Genomic DNA, 21738 nt, shown 5'->3' with positions numbered 1-21738 from the left:
AGTAATCATTAACTTAACAATCCAAGAATAAAAACATCTACGAATTCATATTCAATAATAAAAATATGTCAAATAACTTTTTATTGCATAGATAAAAATAAGAATTTACTATTTAAATAACCTTAAAATAAATATAATAAAAAGGACAACTTATGCTCAGTGTAATTGAAGCAAATAAAATCATTTCCGACATGAGAGAAGAAAACGCAAATACTGCAAACATTAAGGTATGGTATCAATTGCGTCTACCACGTGATAATGGTAAGTCTATATCCGTAAGAGGCACTGTTATTGATAGAGACTCTGTCGTCTCATCTGAGGTTATCTTCCAGATCCCACTTGATACCGCTACTAAAATACCAAACTCAAAGTACGACATAGAGCGTAGATACGCCACAGAGCACTTTCAACCGCACATCATGTCTCTAAAAGACAGCTACTTCGAGAAAATTCAGGTGTATCTCAAACTAGCAGTCAAAGAAAACCTCGAACGCGTGGCAAACATTGAACGAGGAACTGTTACTCTCGAAAACGGCGATGACGTCCATCAATTTGCGTCCCCTATCCACCATTTGTGTGAAACCATTGGCCAGATCGAGCGTGTTGATGGCAGTCGCACTATTGAGTCAAGAGGATTAGAACTAAAAGCGGATGAGGCCGAAGACATTCAACAAGCTCTGGCTCGTCTAGAATCAATACTGGCGAATATGGGGTACGGCTGCAAAAGCTTCAATGTAGAGAAGTATCAAAATGACGAGATTGCCCAGTTTATGGATAACAAGTATGACATGGGCCGAATGATTGGAGGCCTAGATAAGCTTGAGAAGCAGTCAAAGTTCGAACAAGACTGCTTAGCCCGTTTCAGTAACTGCGATGAAAGCTTATTGACGCCGCTTTCAGAGAACGCTACTTCCAACACTACATCTCGCGTTAGAGCAATCTTTGAAGCGTTAAGGGGAAGAGCCGTAAAAGTAGGCAAAAAGTCTAATCCATGACGATACATGGGGCTCTTTCGAGCCCTTATTTCACACAGTGCAGTAGGTTCAATACGTTTTTGGACAAAACTGAGTCAGCGTATTTTCTAATTTGGAAAATAATGGATTAGCTAAGATATGGTGAAGCTCTCAATGAAGTCACTTTATATCTATCAAAAGATAGATATAAAGTGAAAGTTATGCCATATAACAGATAGAGGAAAGCTGATGGCTTGAAGTTCGTTACTAAATCCACGTTTTTTTGTAAATCAGCTTACTGAAACTCGTGATGTGGTCACAAAGAGCACATCAAATACGTTACAAAGTTGCTCATACCCAATCATATGCCACCTGTAGAGCAAGTGTCACATTAACTCCATTATAGGGAGTCAATGTGAGTTTTATTTTAGTGCAACATTTCAATCATATAAACAATATATAGGCTGTAAGTGTACGAAAAAGAGTTGTATGAAATATGACAAAATCTACTTTGCGTACTTCATCGACCAATCTTCAACAAGGAAGTTTAGCCATTGGTTCCCAGTGTCTGTATTAAAAGCTGCTTTGCTTCCTTCGTTTTTGTACGTGCTATACATCAACATTGTTTCTTTGAGTGCGTTGTCGTTGATAGCAGAAAAATCTCTTTGGTTTATATTCTCTATGTTGTCAATAATTGCATATAAGAGTTCGATAGAGTCAGATTCAAAATCTGGAATTACGACATTGTCTAAAATGGCCGTTGCTTCATTAATGCTGTGTTCATATAAATGTAATGAATCAGTAAAATGTCGTTGAAAACCTAATTCAACACCGATTTTACGAGCTAAGTAACAATGTAATACTTGAAAAACAAAAATGTTATAAGGAATGCCCCAATGCACATCGTTTGAACGATTAATCACTGTTAAATCTAGAGCGCCTTCCCTAATTTTTAGCATTATAGAAGTGTTACACGGTATATCTTTAGAAGTGCTATTCCGTAAGTCATCAACTGAGTACATATTTAGAACACAGCGTCTAGAGCCAGGTGAATTTTTTAATTCTTGAATAGCAAAATCAAGCTGGTCATAACCTAAACAACTTCTCAGCCTAAAACCATATGCACCGTTCAAAGTCATTCCATCATCCGAAAAAGCGTCATATTTTTTTAGGTAATAGCTAAGTATATCTAGCTCATTATGTCCACCAATTACCCAAGCAGCTTCTGCAATAGCAAAAAACGGGTTCAAAGCCCTATTTTTTAAGGTAAGTAGGTTGAGTTTTCCAGGCTCAAATTCAAAGGCTACAGGGCCAAGATCATAAACATTACCGACTCTAGAAGGAGTGGTTGATGAAACGGATAGACAGTCTTTAAGCGCCTGAACATAGAGCTGATTACACGCATTATTCTGATATAGCTTCATATCTATTAACCAAACCTATTTTTGTTTTTAGACAATTTTTCTAGGAATCCTTTTTCTAGGTCTACATCAAATTGATTAGCAATCTTTATCAAATAAATAAATGTATCAACTAATTCTTCATCTAAGTTACTTTTCTCTTCACTAAAAAACTTATCACCTCTAACTATTTTCTTTGTTAAATTGGAGAATTCCCCTAGCTCTCCAACCAAGCAAACTATTAAATGCTCCAATTCTTGGATGTTTTCTTCATTAATTTGTGTATAGAAAGATTTTCCGTTTATAGATGTCTTCTTATCAAAATTCTTCTGTTTTTGACAAATTTCTTTCAATGTTAAACTCATCTAGAAAACTCCTCAGCTAAAGTTCTAAGTTTTTGTGATATCTCCGCACCAAGTGAGCTAACACGCGTATCATGTGAGTGTTGCTTTCTTAGTTCAATTAGCTCATCTATTGAAGAAATCGTTTCTGTAAGCAACGATACAAGCCTAACTTTGTTTGCACCAGGCCATTCACCTTCTACTAGCTCCAAAATATGCTTTATAGATCGACTACTCATTACTGTGTGAACTTCTGACATTTTCCGCAAATTTCGAATAAAGTCTTCACGATCGTCGTTCATCATCTTCATGATTTGATACTGACTCATCAAATCTAATTTTGGCTTTTCCAGAGGATTGAAGTTTGGAACATGATGAGCTCGACATGCAAGTATAACTAATCTTACCTTCGAGAATCTCAAAGTTGATTGAGATATCTTGTTAATATTGAGCCTAATTTCCTCCAAGTTAATTCTTAGAAATTTACTAACCTCAAGTGCTCTTAGATACACATTACAGTACAAAGTATCATCATCTAATATACTCTGAAAAATCATAAAGGATGGGATAGGTTTATCTCCTGAATCCATTATTGTACTTTGATCAATCAAAGAATATAGAGCCCTGTTACTAGAAGGCTTTTCTTTCAATTCATTGATGATGTTATCTACACCGCCTACTTTGTACTGACCATGATTGAAGTATAAATTGTCAGGACATACATCGGCAGCCCATTGTTTAGCCGTTTCTTGAACATCTAGTAGTGAATGTTCAACAATAGCTTGTGTTGGAAGTTCATATGCTAAAAGCAAGTTAATTTCATATTGATTAGCAGCTATTCGTTCACATGCTTCTGACGCAATAGCTTCTAAAGAATGTACTTCTTTGTATTGTATTTCCATATTCTAATTACCCAGTTACTCTTCTAACAATTACAGTTCGACTAGAACGTTCAAAGACCAAACTTGCAAAGAAAATGTCTTCACCAGTTAGCGAGTAATGATTGAATGCGTTTAAATACCCAGATTGGTTGAAGTTGCCACTACGAGCGGATACAACTGGTGTCGCATTCTTACCAACGTGATAATGCTGATCAGTATGCTGGTGTCCATGCACAGCTAAACAAAATCCATTTTTTTCAATGAATTGAACTAGATCGTAGCCATTTCTTATTGCAGATGTATCACCATTAAACTGGTTTAGAACATGGTGGTGGAATACTAAGACTTTTCGCTTGTCTTGGTATGCACTTAGATCTAAGTTGAAAACACCATCATCGATCAATCCAAACTGATGGTTCAGATGATAAGAGCTGTTCAATGCGAGCAAAATAGTATTCTGACTTTCCATTAATCTGTAACTTGCGTTGCTGAAAGTAAACTCGTGATCTCTTCTTGCTCCATAAGAAAACGTGTCAAACTCATTAAAGCTATTGTTGACAATGTCATGGTTTCCTGGGCAAAAAAGCAAATTACTCCTTTTTACACCTCCCTCAGAAACTAATCTCTCAATAAATGTTGTAGCATGAGCATACCCATCCTTTTGCCCTCTACTTGTTACATCACCACTCAATATTATGATTGGTTCATCAGTATTATCCGTTATGTAGCTACATAGAGCTCCCGATAACTCATCCTCGTTAAACAGTGCTTGCGAATCCCCAAAATGCAAATCTGATAAATGTATGATATCCAATGAAATAACCTCCAAAATCGATGAGTTATGATAACACAAAATCATAGTTGCATAAGCAATTAAGGGATTAAGTTAACTCTTGAATAAAGGATATGGATTATTGGCTTTAATAGGCTATTCAGTGGCGGTAGATCAGAATGTAGTGGTTACATAGTTAGATTAGAAAAAGCAAGTCAGATGAAGCTTTGGTGATGTGCGTGCTGAATCAGTTGAAACAAGGAATGGGGCAAAGGTGTGTTTGCTGTGAGTGGCTTCAGGCAACAATGAGCCAGCAACTCCCCCACAGGCTCAAAGTTACGCTTCGATGTTTTCTGCTTCAGCTCCACTAACCCGAAATGCCCCTAACCGCTTTCCTAGGGATCATTCGATAGTCCCCTAGCTTCCAATCGTCGACAAATACGTCGAATTCGTCCCTACCAAGCAAATCAATAGGACGAGTGGTCAAATATTCACTCTGGCTAGCTTCTGCCGAAACTAACGCATCGTAAGATTTTAGATCACCATTACCCAAAGCTTTCTTTACCAACTGGTAAGGCGCAACCGCTTTGCACATCAGCACGGTTTTCTCAGCCAATAGCCAGTAGAGGACATCAATGTCATCTCGGCCTCTTCTTAAGTCATCGAGACGTCTCTTTAGTTGACTTTGTAATTCCATGTTTTCATCAAACTGAAACACTGGGTAAAGGTGCCAACCGTTTATATCTATACACAACCCTTTTCGCCCCCCCTCTTCGATCACCTCACCAGTGTAAAACTCGAGCTGATTAAGCAAATTCTTAACCACTATAAGTCGCCTTTGATCTAATTCCATCACTACGTTTGTCCTCATAAAATACCGATTATCAGAAACATAGAAACAAACTTTCAAATCGCCAAATTATATTTGCTTAGATAATGGTCAAACAGTTCACACCCACTTGCCAAAATGGCTTTTTGACACCAAAATAATACTGTCTATTTATACAGTATTATTATGCAAGTTATCCCAATCAGCACACAAGCTGGCATCACTGGATTTGAGTCGCCAGCTACCGAGTACAGTCAACTATCTCTAGATCTCGATGAGCTTTTAGTCGAGCACCCCAGTGCAACTTTCATCGGGAGAGCATGTGGTGATTCCATGCAAGGGCTAGGTATATTTGACCAAGATTTGCTGATCGTTGATCGACATGTTGATGTGAAACATAACGACGTTATTGTCGCGAATCTTAATGGTGAATTCATATGTAAGCAGATTGATATCCATCGCAAGATGCTACTGTCAGCAAACAATAAATATCAACCAACCCTGATTACCGAATGTGACTCCTTCTCGCTAGAAGGTGTGGTCATCCGTTCGATACGTTGTCACAGACCAAGTCACCTGCTGAGAACAAAATAATGTATGCCTTAGTCGATGCGAACTCATTTTATTGTAGTGCTGAGCAAGTCTTCCGTCCCGACTGGCGAGGTAAGCCCGTAGTTGTTCTTTCCAACAACGACGGGTGCGTAGTGGCTGCAAATCGACAAGCCAAAGAAGCGGGCATTGAGAAGTTCAAACCATTCTTTCAAGTTAAAGCACTTTGTGAGCAGAAAGGAGTCATTGCCTTATCATCCAATTACGAATTGTACGCCGACCTCTCGTCCAAAATGATGCAAGTAATTGGTCGATTCGCTCCAGAACAACACATCTACAGTATCGATGAATCTTTCCTATCATTCGAACGTTGTTACCCTGCCATTCCATGCTTGAAAACGCATGGAATGAAGCTGAGACAAGCGGTTTGGAGAGAATGTCGCTTACCTGTTTGCGTTGGCTTCGGCGCAACTCTTACACTAGCCAAAATCGCTAATCATGCCGCCAAGAAAATACAGGGATATAACGGGGTCTGTGTACTCGATAGCGAACACGAGCGTAGAACCATACTGTCGAAGCTCAGTGCAGGTGACATCTGGGGAATAGGAAAAAAAATACAAGCTCGCTTGAAGTTTATGGGTATCAATACAGCACTAGAACTGTCTGACTATCCACCAGCATTAGCTCGTAAAGAGTTTAACGTCGAAGTCGAACGCACTATCCGTGAACTCAACGGCCAACCATGTAAAGCTTGGGATCAATCAAGGGCAGACAAAAAACAAATCTATTCTACGAGAAGCGCAGGTCAACGTATTACCGACTTGGAATCATTACGCCAGGCTTTGGCAAAGCATGCGAATATAGCCTCGTCAAAGGCGCATCAGCAAAATAGCTTGTGTAAGATGATGTTATGCTTCGCCAATAGCTCTCCCTTCGATGAGAAGGCTGTAACGCGCAGAGCGATACATAGGTTTGCCTACCCTACTTCAGATGTCACACAGCTCACCAAAGCTGCCACTTTACTCGCAGAAGAGTTATTTTGTAAGGACGTTCGCTTCTACAAGATTGGCGTAGGATTACTGGACTTAACCGATGGGAAGCATGAGCAATCAGATCTGTTTAACCCTATGCCCAACGACCCAAAACTCATGTCCGTGTATGACTCGCTAAACCAACGTTATGGATCTGATACCTTATTCCTAGGAGCACAAGGAATAGCCCAGAAATGGGGCATGCGACGTGAAATGCTAACGCCCCACTACACAACGAAGTGGCAAGACTTACCAGTTATCAAGTGCGGGTAAAGTCATGGTTAACGCTGTAGGGTTATGAAGACTTTGTGCATGCTCACTAACTACCGTAGCTAGCATGGAGTGGGTAGCTCCGAACTTGCAACTAGGTAGAGCTCTAATTTAGTGTGCCACTGAAACAGGGAGAGCTACACTCCCTCTAGAGCCTCTCTAAGCTTGTCTAGCACAAAATTAACATTGGCAGACTTTAAGCGACAAACACCTAGCCTAGTCAACTCACACAATAACTCTAAACTGCCAAACTCAGCCTTAAATTTCACGCTATCAACCAAATATCGCTTATCTGAAATGATAGTACTGAAATCATCTCTAATGTCTTTTATACCATTCACTGTAATTTTCGCAGAAGCACCCTGAGAAACACGGATGCCATATGAGGACAATTGAGTAACTTTCAAAGAATCAGCCGAACGCTCCAAGTAACCAACCCAACGCTCGGGGGCCACGTTAACTTCGGATAGCACTAACCCCAAACCAGTCATGTCGTGTAGTTTGTTTAAAAACTTCCTTAACGAGCGAGGAGGATTAGTGATGTACATATATTTAGAACTCGAAGACCAGTTAAACTGACATGTGTAATAGCTTACTGATTCAACCTCAGTAACCTCGCCAAATGGATCTTCAACCACACTTCGTTGGACTTGCTTCTCAACGTATTTACCTGAAAGCTTCGACGGAGTAGATACAGAAAGCAAAAAGCCCAAACCAGTTTCTTCTGAATATTGTTGTTCCTTCATCAGTCTTGACAACTCGATAAGAGTTAGAGGAAGTTCAGAGTATAGCCATTTTGCTTTAATCATTATCTACACCTTCTTGTCATACGCTTCAATGGTTTTAGCCAAAGCCTTCTCTGATGCATCTCTCAGACTGACATTGTACTTCTCATTTTCATAAGGAGTCGCAGCTTTTCTGGTGACGTTGTACTCGACAGTTCTAGAGTTGTACGGATATAGTCCTCTAACGGTGTACATAAATTCCGTGCATAAATCAGGTCGACCAAAACGAGCTTCAAATTCCACCTTAGGCCCTTCATGAGCACTATCTATTGCTGTCCAGATAATTTTGTAAATATAAAAGCCTCGTTTATGAAGCTGCTTAAATTCTGTTGAATCTAACACTCCTTCTCCTGCCAGCGCTGCTTTATTGATATAGGAAGCTAACCTTGCTTCAACAGTATCATCCTCATCAAGCTCGTCTTTCTCTTCCTGTTCCAAATGATAAACATCCACACTAGAAACATTATCAAACTCAAAGCCAGGAACATTGCGAATTAAGCTATCAAAGAATTCACTTCTACATTCAGCATCAGTGATAGATTGTAACGAAATGGAGAACTCTTCTAGCTCATTACCCGTGGCTTTTATTACTTGTGCTTGAACAGCTTTTTTAAGTGTCTCAGAAACTTCTTTAGCTTTTTTTGTGGATGGAAGTTTCATCACAACTCCGTCTTTACCTTTCTCAAGCTTTATTTCGCAAGTCTTAAGGGTGCGCTGACGCATCTCTGTTTTTGTGAAATCATGGTCAACATAACTAACTGTTAGCGTAGTTGTATCACCACTTTTAGTAACCTTTACAGAATCATCACCAATTGCGGTCAAATTCGCTTTTACTGCTGAACAAGCAGCTTGGATTTGTGAGTCCTCGATTTCTCCTTTAAGTTTAGAGTGCGTTGTTTTGTCTTTTCTGTTTGGATTTTCTAGTAGCTTACCAATCCAGTTGAAATCAGAGTAGCTAAGGGTCAAAGAGCTAATTTTTTCAATTAGCGCATCTTTAGAAGTGCTACTGGAGACTAAAATACCTCTTCCTCTCAGGAATAAAACTAGCTCACTGTGAGTTACCTTTTTGTGCTGTAAAGCGTCAAATATGTTCTTATCTGTAGGGATATAAATAGACGGGCCAGTTTTGAGTTTAGACATCTTCTCGCATTCCTATTTCCATTGGATTAAAGCAAGTTGTGAACTTAGTGATAGTTTCAGCTTCAATAGCCGCCATCTGCTTCTCACGGGCATCGTCATTACCCCACATTTTTAGATACTCACGTTTTGCTTTGTCAAAATTGACTGAGGCATGCTTAGTTGCATCAGTAAACCGAACTCGTATCGTATAATCACTGCTGAGCATCTGATAATGCGACATAGCGTCGATAAGATAAATAAACTCATCAACCGTTTCCCCTGACTGGTGGTAATAGATGACAAAACCACTATCAAAGTCATCCCCCGAACGATGCTTAATAATTAACCAAGGTGATGTTAGTGCTTCAACCGTAGCAGGCTTATCCCATTCGTCGCCACAACGACGAGCACGAATCAAATCAGGGTAAAAGAAAGTGAAATCTTTAGGACTAGGGAAACTATCATCAGCCTTCAGCTTTTGCATATCACTTACGACGTCACAAAGACGCTTAATTAAGTGTGGCCCCATTACAACAATTTCTTTGTCTTCCAAAAGTGGGATTTCCCGATAATCCACTCTTCCCATCAAATCAGAAAAGTCGTAGTCGTATTTGTCATCATGGTTGTAGATGAATAATAATCCTGCAACACTCCCAAAACCCACATCGTCGAGAAGAAATGTACTTTGCCAACTTTCACTGATGTTTGCGCATTCAACAGACATTGCAAGTGATTTAAGAGCTTTTGAGACAGAGCTTGTATTAATAGTCCCAGCCTTGTAACTCTTAAGGTCAGTGTTTAAATATTTAGTATCACCCGAGTATGGGTCATCATAATAAAACACAACATCTGACGGGTGAGTAGTTTTGCCATGATGATCTGTCACACATTCCCAGTTCTCATCCTTTGGCAAACAAGTTTCCCATTTGAACCACTTAAATATGTCCTTGGAAACTAATTTTGCTAGCTTCTCTATGTTCCCAGTTTCTGCCATTACTCATATTCCCACACAAGCACCGCAATACGATGCGTACTAAATAAGTTTTATAAGGCGATATTAATTCATTCTTAAGTTTGCAACAATTGACTTTGCGCAAATATCAACACTGAACTGCACCAGCAGCTCTGGAAGGCAGGTTTAGTGATTTAAAATACCTGTAGTTATTCATTTATTGCTAATGTTCAATTCTCCGAAACTGATTTTGTCCACCTGCGAGCTACGATCCGTGCGCAAAACCAAATCACACTTACTGCTTACTACCTTTAGTCACAAGTCTAAATTCCAAACCAGATTGCTTGGATTGACGTGTAGAGTAACGATTAGGGAACTTGTCGAAAAAGTCAGACAATTTCTTGAGGCCGTAATTGCGCGGGTCAAAGTCAGGCTTCAAGCGTTTGAGGTACTGCCCTACTTCACCCAGCTTGGCCCAGCCAGATTCATCACGATAGTTTTGCCATGCGCGATGCATTAGCTGCCAAATTTCCCTCTCTAAACCATTGATTTGATTGGATTGTTGAGGAGGTTGCGGGGACTCTTCCTGTGCCTTATCTCCGTTGAGGTTTTCAATGGCGACAAAGTCATCACAGGCATTTTTAAACGAAGCTGGTGTCATTGCCTTACCGACACCTATCACAAACATTTCAGACTCCCTCAGCCTTGTTGCAAGGCTAGTGAAATCACTATCACTTGAGATGAGCGCGAAAGCATCGAACCGCTGGCTATAAAGCAGATCCATCGCATCAATAATCATCAGTGCGTCAGTCGAGTTCTTGCCTGTAGTGTATGCAAATTGCTGCTTCGCCTGAATAGCGAGTTCATTGAGTGGCTGCTTCCAATTTTTGAGTTGCTCAGTCGAAAAGTCGCCATATGCACGCTTGACGATGATTTGTCCGTAGCTTGAGAGCTCTTCGATGATAGAGCTCAATTTAGAATGTGGCGTGTTCTCTGAATCAATGAGAACGGCAATTTTACGACTTCCCATGTACCATTTCCTTCTTCAATACAAGGACATAGTATCCAAGCCATCAGTTAAATGCCACTGCATGCTTATGAGATTAAATAAAAATTGAAAGTACTTTAATTCCATGGGCTTACGCCCATGAATTAGTCGATTTGTTCAAAGCGCAGCTTTGGCTAAAGAAAAAGCCACTTTTACTCTTTTATATATAAATAGAGAAAGTGGCCTATAGACGTGCAGCGGCTAGAGTCGTTCTTAAAATCGTCGGCTAGGGAACTGAACGATGTTTTCGGCATAATGGTGCTCCTAGTCCTCTCCATAATGCTACAAACCACTAATACATAGTGAGTGTTAGCTTTCTCGGCTTGTTTGTTGCTCAATTTCTTGCAGCATTTTTTCCACCTGTTGAATACGGCTCATGCAATGCTGATACGCCTGAGTCCCTTGTTTTACCAATGGAATAATGCGATCAACATCAGGAACATTTTGCTGAGAAAGCTCCTCTGATGCTGATTTTAGCTTTGAGTAATTATCAATGTAACTGCTAGTTTGTTGGTTCATGTTGCGCATCCTTCTGAAACGAATGGTTGGTTACCGTAGTACTGCCATCATGCAATTGGACTGTATACTGTTGGTTATTTTGAAGTTGTTTAGTGCTTTTAATTACGTGGCCTTCATCATTACACATGAGCGCGTAGCCACGCTCTAAAACCCTTTGTGGGTCATAGGCATCAATTAATCGCTTGTCATTTCGGATTAAATCTTGTTGAGTAGCCAAACTCCTCTTCGCGTTCCCAAGGAGGATGTTTTTGTCTTGTTGGGTTTGATTCTGTTGGCTTTGTACATGCATACGCGCATACATCACCAATTTATTTGAGGCAGAAATCGTCTGATTACTGGCAATATGTATCGCGGTTTTAGAAGACTTGCTCAAGCTGAGCCAAAGTTGACGATTTGCTTGTTTGTGGTTCTGAACATGATGTTTGGATGACTGCTTTAAGTTACTATAATCCGATAAAGTATTGTGCTTCGCCAACATCAAAATAGCAGTACTAGATTGTTTCAGTATCTGCTTATCAGCAAGAGCGGCAGATTTGGCAAAACTCAATGCCTTATTTGCTTGATAAGACACTTGCTCATGAAGGCGATTAAGCGCGATACGTGATCCATTAAACTTCTGATTTGCATTGGCACTAAGATATTGGAGCCGTCGATTAACTAAGTCACAGCTCTCTCTCACTCGGTTTTGGGCTCGCTCGAACAAACGATGTCCGAACTCTTCAACGTGATTACGCCAACAGGTTAAAGCGTTACTTTTCCCTTTCTCTATACGTTCACTTTGCTGCGCAATAGACTGTCTCTGATGGTTACATAACGATTGCGCTGAGTTATGCAGCTTAGAATAATTCACGCTAACAGACTGCGCGTTTTGAATTATGGTGAATTTGATGTGCTCAATGACCTTAGTCGGCGTCGCAAAGGATTGATTAGCAAATTCATCAAGGATAACAGAGTCAGTGCTGTGACCTATACCTGTGAAAACAGGGTATGGACAACGGCAAACTAACCGAGCAAGCTTTGCTTCACTAAGTTCATTGAGGCCTGCTTTTTCACCACCTCCTCGAATCACGCACACGGCATCATAGGTATGTTCATTTTGAACCAATTCACTAAACGCCATCTCAATAGCGCGTATCCTCGCTTCACCTTGGAATGGTGCGTAGAAATAGTCGAACTGACATAAGTCGTGCTGTTCGAGCAAGTGTGCAACACTTCGAAAGTCACTTAAGCCAGCGGCATTTTGCGGTGCAATCACGGCAACCCTTGCAAACTCCGTCGGTGTTCTCAAGCATTGATTTAACTCTGCTTCGCCCTTATCGGCTAGCCAATTGCGGATCTTCTGTAGTTTTAACTCAAATGCCCCAATCGTATAGCTGGGATTAATATCTACGATGGTTAAGTTGAGTCCATACTTGGTATGAAACTGAACTTCTACTAAACAAAGAATGCTCAAACCTTCTGCAAATGTCATTTGAGTACTCTTCTCAAACGCATCAATGATAGTGGTTTTATTTGACCAAACAACCGCACGCGCTTGCGATTCCGACCCAATATCGTTATCTGATAACTGCAAATACACATTACCAGAGCGATTTCGATTCACGCTGGTTACTTCAGCAGTCACCCAATGTCGACCATGAACACCTCGACGAATGACGCCCGCAACATAATCAAGTAACTCACTTAGGCTTCGCAAACCTATTTGTTGCTCCTGGCTTATCAACATGATTATATCCTCAAAAACGAAGAACTAAGATAAGACCGTAAATGTCCCATTAACACCGCGGCCTTGGCGGTATTGAAACATAGAAATAAATTTCAATTTGAGTAGTGATTTATACGACTTTTTTCTATTAACTAAAAAATCCGTGATCATAATCACCATATCGTATGGTGTTTCTTACTGGTATTAAGAATTCTTAAACTCGCTAAGAATTACTAAGAAGTTCCCCATGAACTGCGTTCATGAACCAATCGACTCTCTTCAAAGCGGAGCTTTGGTTGAGCCACTTTTTGGTATTTATATATAAATTGAGAAAGTGGCCCCTCTTATCAAGTGGCAAAAATGGCTTGAGCAGCTTAAAGCAACCACCAACAATTTAGAGATCTAAATCACAACTATGAATTTTTTGCTCACTCAGCCTTGTCGATGAAATTTTACTGACTACGTTAATCTTATCCAAAGGTTACGCTTTGGTGTTCAGATATACCTTTCCATTGATTCGTGTATCCGACTGTTAATAAAAATACTAATAACTGAATTCTCGATTCGTCGAGTAAGTGTGAACTGTATTTTTATTGGCAAATTGGAGACACGATGTACAACTTAGCTATCAAACTCAGACATCCATTTCGACACTGCTCAATAGCGGTGGCTTTGTCGTGTATGAAAGAAATTCAAGTATAGAAATCAACCTAAGATAACAATCACAGGAGTAAGAGAAGTATGATCAAATTTGACATCAGTGGAGCAACGAAAATAACCTATTTAGCCATAGACTCAAACTCAAACGTTTACATTACCGACAAGAGACCAATTTATGCTTCAGCTTATATCAAGGCTCCAGAAGTCGTCTGTAATATCCTTTTGGTTAAATTGTTAAATGTGCTAGCTATTACCGACTTTGATGTCAAAAACAACAAGTATACCTTTCTAACCGAGGACGCTGATAGCGTTCACGAGCTACTCGAACTTTACTCATCTCAGTTTGGCTGTTATTCCCAATATCTTGTTATTCTTGATGAAGATTGCTACGGCAAGCCTAGGGATCGATTTGAGTTCGATCTAACTCTAAAGAAGCAATTATTGGATGATTATTGTCGACTGGGCAAAAACCTAGATCTACTTCAGGTAGCCAGTGGAATCGCCATTGACGCTTTAAGTATTAGGAAGTTTGGCGGACATGTCGAAGTAATCAATCGGCTTGGTGCTAACTACGCAGTTTAATAAGTACTTCGTGTTCACTTGTGACATATTCACGAACAAGAGTCAGTCAGTTATTGGCTGACTCAATTTAGGGTAGCACCAGCAACACCAAGAACGGTGAGCAAGAATCGTAAGCTGCTCTGGCGTTAGAAGACGATATGAAAGAGTAATAAGAAAGTACTTTCGTGCAACCTAGTATTCCAACCTTTTAGTTGAAAAACCTTGCTCGTGGGCAAACTGTTTGAGCAACTCCTCTCCAATATCGATGTATTGAGAATAGCGGCAACACAGCATAATGAGCCCCTTCTCTGTATCAACAATAGCGCGAATGTTATTCATCCCATTGTCTATCACGAATTGGGCGTAATTCCATTCACATTGAACAGCGCCACCAGTTTTGAATGTGGTGCGGGCAAATTGATCTAGTACTTCTCTAGTATTCATTTGCTTAGTAATGACTATGGCAGTTTTGCAATATGGCACCACTGTTACCTTAAACAAGATATCTGAGTTTTCAGACTATCAATTCATCCCAGCAGTATCAACGTTTAAGCCGTGTATCAAAAGAAATGCCAATAACTTGTAGGTAATCCATTCTGAATATCAAAACCATTACCGATTATCACTAAAGTTGTCACGCCAATACTCCCCTGTAGATAATATCTCAAAGTACAAGTTGCATAGTATAGCAAGTAATAATCGCATAATATTATGATAATTCTACAAAATTCCAGAGTACGGAATACGTTCATTCACCCCAATATTGCCCTTCAATTTAGGAGGCAGCTTATCCCTAAATTTACACGAATCCTCATTTTCCTCCCCTTTGTAACCAGAACAAGCTACATACACACCATACCTGCCTAGCCTTGTAATTTTGGGGGATGTACAACGAAGACATAGCTGGAACTTAGCCTTACAACTTAGACACTCACCATACCTCCGTTTCTTTACCGCTAGACCATCAGCACAGCATTCGCAGTCAACAGCTTCCGTTAGACAGCCTAGTCCTGTAGAACAGACGTAAGTACCACGCTCACCTTTCTTTGGCTTGAGGTATCCTGTTTTACAATGAGGGCATTTCTTTGCAGCCAACTTCTCAGGAGTGAAGTGTTCTGACACTATATTAATGTCATATTCAGGACTGAGTAACTCAAGAACAAATTCAGACGGCTCTTTCGGGTCAGCAACCAAATAGCATCGTTTCTTTGAGCGGGTGATTGCTACATAAAATAAGCGTCTTTCTTCAGCATGTGGATACACATCTTCTGTAGGCATTAACGCACTTACAATCTCGTTCTCTTTCCTATCTGTGGGGAAACCAAAGTACCCTTGGTTTAAGTCCAAAATAAAGCAATAATCCGCCTCTAGCCCCTTCGAACCATGCAAAGTCCAGAACTTAATATTCTTGAACCCACGCTTCTTAGTGAAACGCTGAATAGCTGCTGTTTTGCTCTTACGGTAACGAGTCAAGATACCGATTGAGGCATTTGGGTCATCTGCATAGATTTCCTCTATGGCTCTCTCAACAGCATTCAATGCTGCTTCAGTGTAGTCTTTTTCATTGGCATCATGATTATCAATTAGAAAGACCTCAGGAGATTCAACTTGGGTATGCGTAACGATCTGCTTCTGGTATTGCTCTGGGTTTTTCATTACAAAGTCACCAGCAGTGTCAGCAATACTGTTGTTGTATCGGAACGTCTTTTGGAGCTTAGTCAAAGCATGATTGCCAACATTAGTTTGAAATCGTGTCGTGTATGTGAGCTTGCCACCAACAAACGCATAAATAGCCTGCCAATCATCCCCTACTACAGTGAGACTTGAGCCTGAAGCTTTCAGCAATTCCATCAAGAAGTTCCACCTAGAAACGGATATATCCTGAAACTCATCAACAAGAATGTACTTCCACTGTGGCTTATACATGCCATCTTTTACGTATTGAGTTGCCAAGAGAATCATGTCATCGAAATCAAGGTGGTTTCGACTACGTAATTCACCTACGTAAGCTTGTCTCAGTCCCTCAATCAATTCCATATGACTTCGAGCATTTTGAATTCCAACTTCTTTCAAACGACGCTGGATTTCATAACCATCAATCGCCTCTGAACGAACGGCTGATAGTGTTTCGGAAAGCTCATTAACCGCATTTTTAATGAAGTCTTGCTTTCTTACAGCTTCAAGAATATCTTTTTTGGATATTGGTTCAGGCACAACCTCTAATGCCCTTAACTTTGCTTCTAGAACGGTTTCAAGATTCCCCTCACACCAATCATAGTGATAAGTATCTACTAGTTCAGTGCTCATCCGTTCGTGGAGATCTTTTTTATCTTTGATTCCCTGGTTGTATTTGTCTTTATTGATATCTGCCCTTGTGTTGCCCTGTCTATCGATACCAAAATGCTCAATGTAAATCTGATCGCTTATTGCTCCCTCAACTGGCTTTACATAAAAGTCTGGACGGTATGGGAAACCAATATCGGTTCCAAGACGATTGCTATAGTCAGGCTCATACACATATTCAATGCCATTCTTAAATAGCCAGTTGCCAATCAGAACCTCTTGATAGCCCTTTACCTCGATACCATTCAATGTGATGTATTTCTTACCTTTCAAAGCTTCTTGGTGAGCTTCTTCAGACTCAGATAGGAATGGGTTGTATGCGTAATATACAGTCTCAATGAAAGTGTTAAGATTTTCCTCACTTTCTTCGATGAAAGTAACGAGCCAATTATTGATGAACTCGAGCAATGCAGGTTTTTCTACTAACCAGCTCATGTTCAATTTTCGAAACTCTTCCACGGATTGCTTTTGAGCTGCGGCAACAATCTGGAAACCTCGACTATGAAAAGTAGAGATTTGCTTATTGAGGTCATAATCATGGATATTTGCGGCTTTCAGTCGTTCTTTGGAGCGAATACGAAGTTCATCTGCCGCAGCTTTACCATATGCTAACACCATTACTTCTTCAGGCTTGGCCAACTTTCTTTCCAGAATATCTGCTGTCTTCGCAACCATAACAGAAGTCTTGCCTGTTCCAGCGGCAGCAAGAACCATATTGAAGTCATCGTGCTGAACTACTGATAATCGTTGCTCTTCAGTAAGTGGATTGCTTTCAATGCTATCGTAGAAGGTTTTACGAGCATTTAGCACTCTACCAACGTGCAGTTCTCTCAGATAATCCGCAGATTTTGAAATTGGGCTTAACTCGGATAGCTTCTTAATCTTTTGTAGAGGTTCGCCTGATAAATGCGATTCCCAAACATCAGGGGTTTTGTTGAATAACCGAACCATAGGTTCAATGATCGCTTGAACCTCAGAGATCCCCGACTCACGCAGATATTGACCAACAGCAGCTTTTGAAAATCGAGTATAGGTATCCGAGATTTTAGATTCGATCGCTATTAGAATTTCTCGGTTAATAGCGTGGAATTGTGGAATTGTCTTCATATGGCTCAAGCCACCAATTACAACCACCCTGTCGTCAGTAGTGATTTGAATCTGATGACCAAAAATCGAACGTTTTATGGTGCAGAAACCAAGGATCTCAGAGTACTTGATTTTTTTTGTGGATGCCCCCTCAACCACCCTCAGGGAATGCTTACCAAATACGATTCCTTTTTGTTTTCCAAGCAAATTGACTCTTGACTTTATGATCTTACGAAACATTCAACATTCCTGTACCTCTATACAGCAAACCATGATGCCATACATTCAATAAGCAATGAATCAGAACTCAATTAAATAAACGTAGCTATAAGTAGATTCCAATCTCTCTAAATGAAACTCAAACAAAGAACCTAACAGATGACTGGGACAATCGAGACTGAGTTCTTACAACTAAAAAGTCTCGAACACACTATGGTAGAACTGTGTACCTCATTTAAGAGCCACACATGACGCGGAACATGACTTGCTAGCATGTAAAATTCCGAACTTGGTTGAAACCCAGTTCTCCTGCATGGTGCGATTGTACTCAAACAGCCTAAATATTAATGTGCCTTGTTTTAACTGAATCTATCAGGCTAACCAGTTAGCCTGATGATTTCCAAAACTCGAGCTCTTATGTCCCCATAAGAACTTGTAAGAGAAACACCATGAGCTCCGCTCATGAAAAAGTCTAGCCTCTTCAAAGCGCAGCTTTGGTTTAGCCACTTTTCTCTATTTATATATAAATAGAGAAAGTGGCTCATTTAGGAAAACACTCAAACTCAAGCGACCTACGGGCAGCTATCAGATCTTTGGTGTAAAAAAAGTTTGATTGAATGTCTTTCAGCCTCCCTCTCACCAGTTCCTAAATCCCGAACCGCACTTTGCGAACTACTAACTTCCTCGTGTGAAGTACTGAAAAATATCGTTCTAACTTTGATTTCCTCAATCCAAAAAATTCATCAGATAAATGGTTGATTACACACTGAATCCAAAAATAATTTCCTAATTCATTGATTTTATAAGTAATAGCGAATTGACGGCCATATTTCAGGTGATTATGATTTACTCAAATAAACGAAATGTAATCATGCGAAACCTTGAAAGAGTCTCCAGAGCTCACCAATTTTTAATCGATTTTAGGATCTACCCTACCCACGCAACCAGAGAATACTCCTCTCTTATGGAGCACATTATCGTCAAGTCGAAAGCTTGGCTCGCGGCTGGTTGCCAGCGTCTTCTACCCAACGACATGGACTATCTCAAAACTAAGTTATGGCTTGGCTGGTTTCGAGATGACTTGCTTCTACCCAATGCCCCCTCAAACTGGTTCAACGATTTGAGTGGCGCAGCTCTGCTTACATAGCAGACTTAGTTCGACAAACATTCAATCTTCTTGATCTAGCGTTCAGATACTGAGTCATCGTGTATCTGGCGTCAGACAAACTTTACCCAAAAACCACAAAAATAATAAATTACACCATGAAAATTCTAAATAAATCAACAACTAGTGAACACATCGGAATCAAAAACCTCCAAAAACATAAAGTCTCCATTCTCATCTCTAATGGTATTAATTATGAGAATCCTGACCGAAGGATCGTTGCTCCGATGTATGGAAGTAACAATATTTTTGAGATAGCAAAGTCTTACAAACAAGCCAATATTCGTGACGTTGAAATAGTAATCGATTCTACGAAGCACCCTGACCTTTCAGAGAAAGTACTCGCACAGAACGCCGAAGAAGGTCGTTTGCCTATATTTGATTTGGCAACGGGAATCCATTTTGACAGGCTCAGCACCGTCCAAACACTACTAGAAGGCTACAAAATTTTCGAAAGCACTCAGCTCGCAAACTCCATATCTAAGAGTCTGATTCAAAAAATTCCACTCCATTTCGAGACTTCAGAATCTTGCCTATCTCACTACCTAGATGCTGGTTCGAATAGCTATCAGAAGCTACTCAAAGCCTTAAAGAAAACAAAAGCCAATTATGAATCGATGCTTAGTGATGCGACGAAAGTGACTGAATTTGACCAGTTAGTTGACGTTGAGTCGTTCGACAATATCAGCTACCTCATTGAAGACAATCAATATGATACAACGGTATTGCTAGGCCAGACTGGCTCAGGGAAAACAAAACACGGATTGCAGCCGCTGATAAGGTCGGCCAATAAAGACAAAAAGGTAGTCTATCTCTCGTACCTCATTCCTCTAGTAAAACAGCTGTGTGAATCTGTTGGAGCAGAAAATTACAAAAATTCCTCATTATTTGAGATAGAAAACGCAGCATCACTGGGTGTTGTCGTTAACAGTGTCTATAAAGATCATCTGGCTTCAGTCATCATCAATTGCGACATACTCATTATTGATGAATTCGAAAAAGTTATGACGAATGTCTGTGGGCATAACGACACAATGCGTGACGAAGTATTTGACGTTCTGACTCTAGCTATCCAGCAGGCTCCTAAGGTCGTTGTCGCAGACGCAGATGTTACAGATACCACTTTACGATGGTTGCGTAAGAATCGTAATAGTGTCCTAGTCATCCGTTCGATGCAAAACCCATACGCCAACATCAACGTAACTATCGCAAATAAGTTTGCCGCTTTTAGCAACACATCTAACAAGCTCAAAGATGAGAATGTCATCCTTTTCGACTCTCTAAAGTCAATGCGCATGACAATGATAGACATGGGGTTGACGGATAAGAGTGGGCAAGCTTGTGAAAAGGTTGCATTAAAAAACAAGGTGTTAGTACTCACTGGCAGCAATAAAAACATGAAAGCTCAATCGAATTTCCTGACATCACCGTCAGAAGAGTGCACCAAGTACAACATGATTATGGCATCACCGTGCCTGGCTTCTGGCTACTCATGTGAAGCTGAATATACAGACAATGTTAACGTTGTCAGTGACCTAGTGCTGGGGATTGATGAATTGGTGAATTTCTCAAGGCGTTTCCGTGCAAGTAAAAATATTACGTTTTACTTGACTCAAAATGAATATTTCAATTATGTCCCTACTCTTCCTTGTAACACTGACTCCGACCGCGACATCCTTCGTAATGAGTTTGAAGAGAAGAAAAAACTATTCAATGCAAATCAACCCCTTAGCATGATGTGGAATCTAAAGCGGCTTGGTTTGAATGTCCAAGTACAGCAATCGAGCAAAGAAGAACTTGAAGAAGGTCTATTTAAATTCAACCTATTAAAGGCTAGGGATCTCAAAGCACGAATTAAGGCTATTTTGGCCGCACGCGTCATAACAAGAGCCGAGGCAGACAGGCTAATCATGAGCAACCAAGTCGGGTTTGAAGAACTGGCAATGCTCAAGAAATTCGAGATTATGCGCGACTACCAACTCGAGAAGATAACTAAAGAAGATATTCTTTTTGATGAGGTATTTCGGAACAAGGCTTTATTCAAACAAATTTGGAATCCTAGTGGCGCAAACCTAAACAAGCACCTCGTAGAACCAGCAAAATTCATCAAATCACAAGTTTTACAGAATCCAAAGTACAAAGGTGAAAACGAAACTCTCATATTAACGCGTCCTCAAGTGAAGTCTATCGCCATCGAAATCTACGAGAATCAGAAGACGTATGAGCACTTACTACCAGACATCAAATGGAAAGATTATTGTACGCAGCATTCTGCTACTAAGCTCTTCAAGTCGTTAATTAAGTCATTAGGGTATGTGTGGCCAGAAGGTGATTTCCAAGGTGAGCCTAAGAAAGTGAAAATTTCACTGGATGCGCGGGCACTAGCTTGCAAAGAAATGATTCAACTAAGTTAAAAAATAACATCAAATGGCTAAAGTTCAACCAAATATAAGTAGTGGTGAATTGAGTAACTGATTGAAATCATGGATCATTACAACACTAGCAAGGGGTTCAAAAACTCATTTGAATTCTTAAGAAAACTTCGGCTAA

The 21738-nt window shown here is 40.1% G+C and carries 19 protein-coding genes; 6 read left to right on the top strand and 13 right to left on the bottom strand.

Annotated features, from left to right (window positions below):
- Nucleotides 1-152 precede the first annotated feature (152 nt).
- On the top strand, nt 153-995 hold the full coding sequence (locus R8N28_RS10830; protein ID WP_318183372.1) for a hypothetical protein: 843 nt from the start codon (nt 153-155) through the stop codon (nt 993-995).
- Nucleotides 996-1459: 464 nt separating this feature from the next.
- Here R8N28_RS10830 and R8N28_RS10825 read toward each other — a convergent pair whose 3' ends face one another.
- The 5 genes from R8N28_RS10825 to R8N28_RS10805 all read right to left on the bottom strand — a co-directional run bounded on the left by R8N28_RS10825 (nt 1460) and on the right by R8N28_RS10805 (nt 5173).
- Nucleotides 1460-2377, bottom strand: coding sequence for a thymidylate synthase (locus tag R8N28_RS10825; protein ID WP_318183371.1), 918 nt, complete (start codon nt 2375-2377; stop codon nt 1460-1462).
- A 5-nt stretch (nt 2378-2382) separates the two neighbouring features.
- Nucleotides 2383-2718, bottom strand: a complete 336-nt coding sequence (locus tag R8N28_RS10820) for a MazG nucleotide pyrophosphohydrolase domain-containing protein (protein WP_262602292.1) — start codon at nt 2716-2718, stop codon at nt 2383-2385.
- Nucleotides 2715-3596, bottom strand: a complete 882-nt coding sequence (locus R8N28_RS10815; RefSeq protein ID WP_318183370.1) for a hypothetical protein — start codon at nt 3594-3596, stop codon at nt 2715-2717. Before R8N28_RS10815 ends, R8N28_RS10820 begins: the two co-directional genes overlap by 4 nt.
- A gap of 7 nt (nt 3597-3603) precedes the next feature.
- A complete protein-coding gene (locus tag R8N28_RS10810) occupies nt 3604-4389 on the bottom strand; it encodes a metallophosphoesterase (RefSeq protein WP_318183369.1) in 786 nt (261 codons plus the stop codon).
- A gap of 325 nt (nt 4390-4714) precedes the next feature.
- Complete coding sequence (locus R8N28_RS10805) at nt 4715-5173, bottom strand: hypothetical protein (RefSeq protein WP_318183367.1); 459 nt, start codon at nt 5171-5173, stop codon at nt 4715-4717.
- Nucleotides 5174-5362: 189 nt separating this feature from the next.
- Between R8N28_RS10805 and R8N28_RS10800 the strand changes: the two genes are divergently transcribed.
- Nucleotides 5363-5770: a translesion error-prone DNA polymerase V autoproteolytic subunit gene (locus R8N28_RS10800; RefSeq protein WP_318183366.1), complete on the top strand. Its 408-nt coding sequence runs from the start codon at nt 5363-5365 to the stop codon at nt 5768-5770.
- On the top strand, nt 5770-7029 hold the full coding sequence (locus R8N28_RS10795; RefSeq protein ID WP_318183365.1) for a Y-family DNA polymerase: 1260 nt from the start codon (nt 5770-5772) through the stop codon (nt 7027-7029). The genes R8N28_RS10800 and R8N28_RS10795 overlap by 1 nt, the downstream gene beginning before the upstream one ends.
- A gap of 134 nt (nt 7030-7163) precedes the next feature.
- Here R8N28_RS10795 and R8N28_RS10790 read toward each other — a convergent pair whose 3' ends face one another.
- The 6 genes from R8N28_RS10790 to xseA all read right to left on the bottom strand — a co-directional run bounded on the left by R8N28_RS10790 (nt 7164) and on the right by xseA (nt 13175).
- Nucleotides 7164-7835: a hypothetical protein gene (locus tag R8N28_RS10790; protein WP_143693470.1), complete on the bottom strand. Its 672-nt coding sequence runs from the start codon at nt 7833-7835 to the stop codon at nt 7164-7166.
- Between the two features lie 3 nt (nt 7836-7838).
- A complete protein-coding gene (locus R8N28_RS10785) occupies nt 7839-8951 on the bottom strand; it encodes a hypothetical protein (protein ID WP_048662307.1) in 1113 nt (370 codons plus the stop codon).
- On the bottom strand, nt 8944-9924 hold the full coding sequence (locus R8N28_RS10780; protein ID WP_318183364.1) for a hypothetical protein: 981 nt from the start codon (nt 9922-9924) through the stop codon (nt 8944-8946). The genes R8N28_RS10785 and R8N28_RS10780 overlap by 8 nt, the downstream gene beginning before the upstream one ends.
- Before the next feature lie 253 nt (nt 9925-10177).
- Nucleotides 10178-10912, bottom strand: a complete 735-nt coding sequence (locus R8N28_RS10775) for an NYN domain-containing protein (RefSeq protein WP_318183363.1) — start codon at nt 10910-10912, stop codon at nt 10178-10180.
- A 327-nt stretch (nt 10913-11239) separates the two neighbouring features.
- Nucleotides 11240-11449: an exodeoxyribonuclease VII small subunit gene (xseB, locus tag R8N28_RS10770; protein WP_318183362.1), complete on the bottom strand. Its 210-nt coding sequence runs from the start codon at nt 11447-11449 to the stop codon at nt 11240-11242.
- Entirely contained in the window at nt 11433-13175 is a 1743-nt protein-coding gene (gene xseA / locus R8N28_RS10765) for an exodeoxyribonuclease VII large subunit (RefSeq protein ID WP_318183361.1), read from the bottom strand. Before xseA ends, xseB begins: the two co-directional genes overlap by 17 nt.
- A gap of 720 nt (nt 13176-13895) precedes the next feature.
- Between xseA and R8N28_RS10760 the strand changes: the two genes are divergently transcribed.
- Entirely contained in the window at nt 13896-14396 is a 501-nt protein-coding gene (locus R8N28_RS10760) for a hypothetical protein (protein ID WP_318183360.1), read from the top strand.
- A 171-nt stretch (nt 14397-14567) separates the two neighbouring features.
- Here the strand turns inward: R8N28_RS10760 and R8N28_RS10755 are convergent, their stop codons facing one another.
- Both R8N28_RS10755 and R8N28_RS10750 read right to left on the bottom strand, forming a co-directional pair.
- A complete protein-coding gene (locus R8N28_RS10755) occupies nt 14568-14858 on the bottom strand; it encodes a hypothetical protein (RefSeq protein ID WP_318183359.1) in 291 nt (96 codons plus the stop codon).
- Between the two features lie 237 nt (nt 14859-15095).
- Nucleotides 15096-18044, bottom strand: a complete 2949-nt coding sequence (locus R8N28_RS10750; protein WP_318183358.1) for a UvrD-helicase domain-containing protein — start codon at nt 18042-18044, stop codon at nt 15096-15098.
- A 943-nt stretch (nt 18045-18987) separates the two neighbouring features.
- Here R8N28_RS10750 and R8N28_RS10745 point away from each other — a divergent pair.
- Nucleotides 18988-19170: a hypothetical protein gene (locus tag R8N28_RS10745; protein WP_318183357.1), complete on the top strand. Its 183-nt coding sequence runs from the start codon at nt 18988-18990 to the stop codon at nt 19168-19170.
- 245 nt (nt 19171-19415) lie between these two features.
- The gene (locus R8N28_RS10740) at nt 19416-21602 is read left to right on the top strand and encodes a hypothetical protein (RefSeq protein WP_318183356.1); all 2187 of its coding nucleotides are present in this window, start codon (nt 19416-19418) and stop codon (nt 21600-21602) included.
- Nucleotides 21603-21738: the final 136 nt, after the last annotated feature.

It is taken from the genome of Vibrio sp. Vb1554 (assembly GCF_033344235.1).
This window is presented reverse-complemented; position numbering and strand designations above follow the sequence as displayed.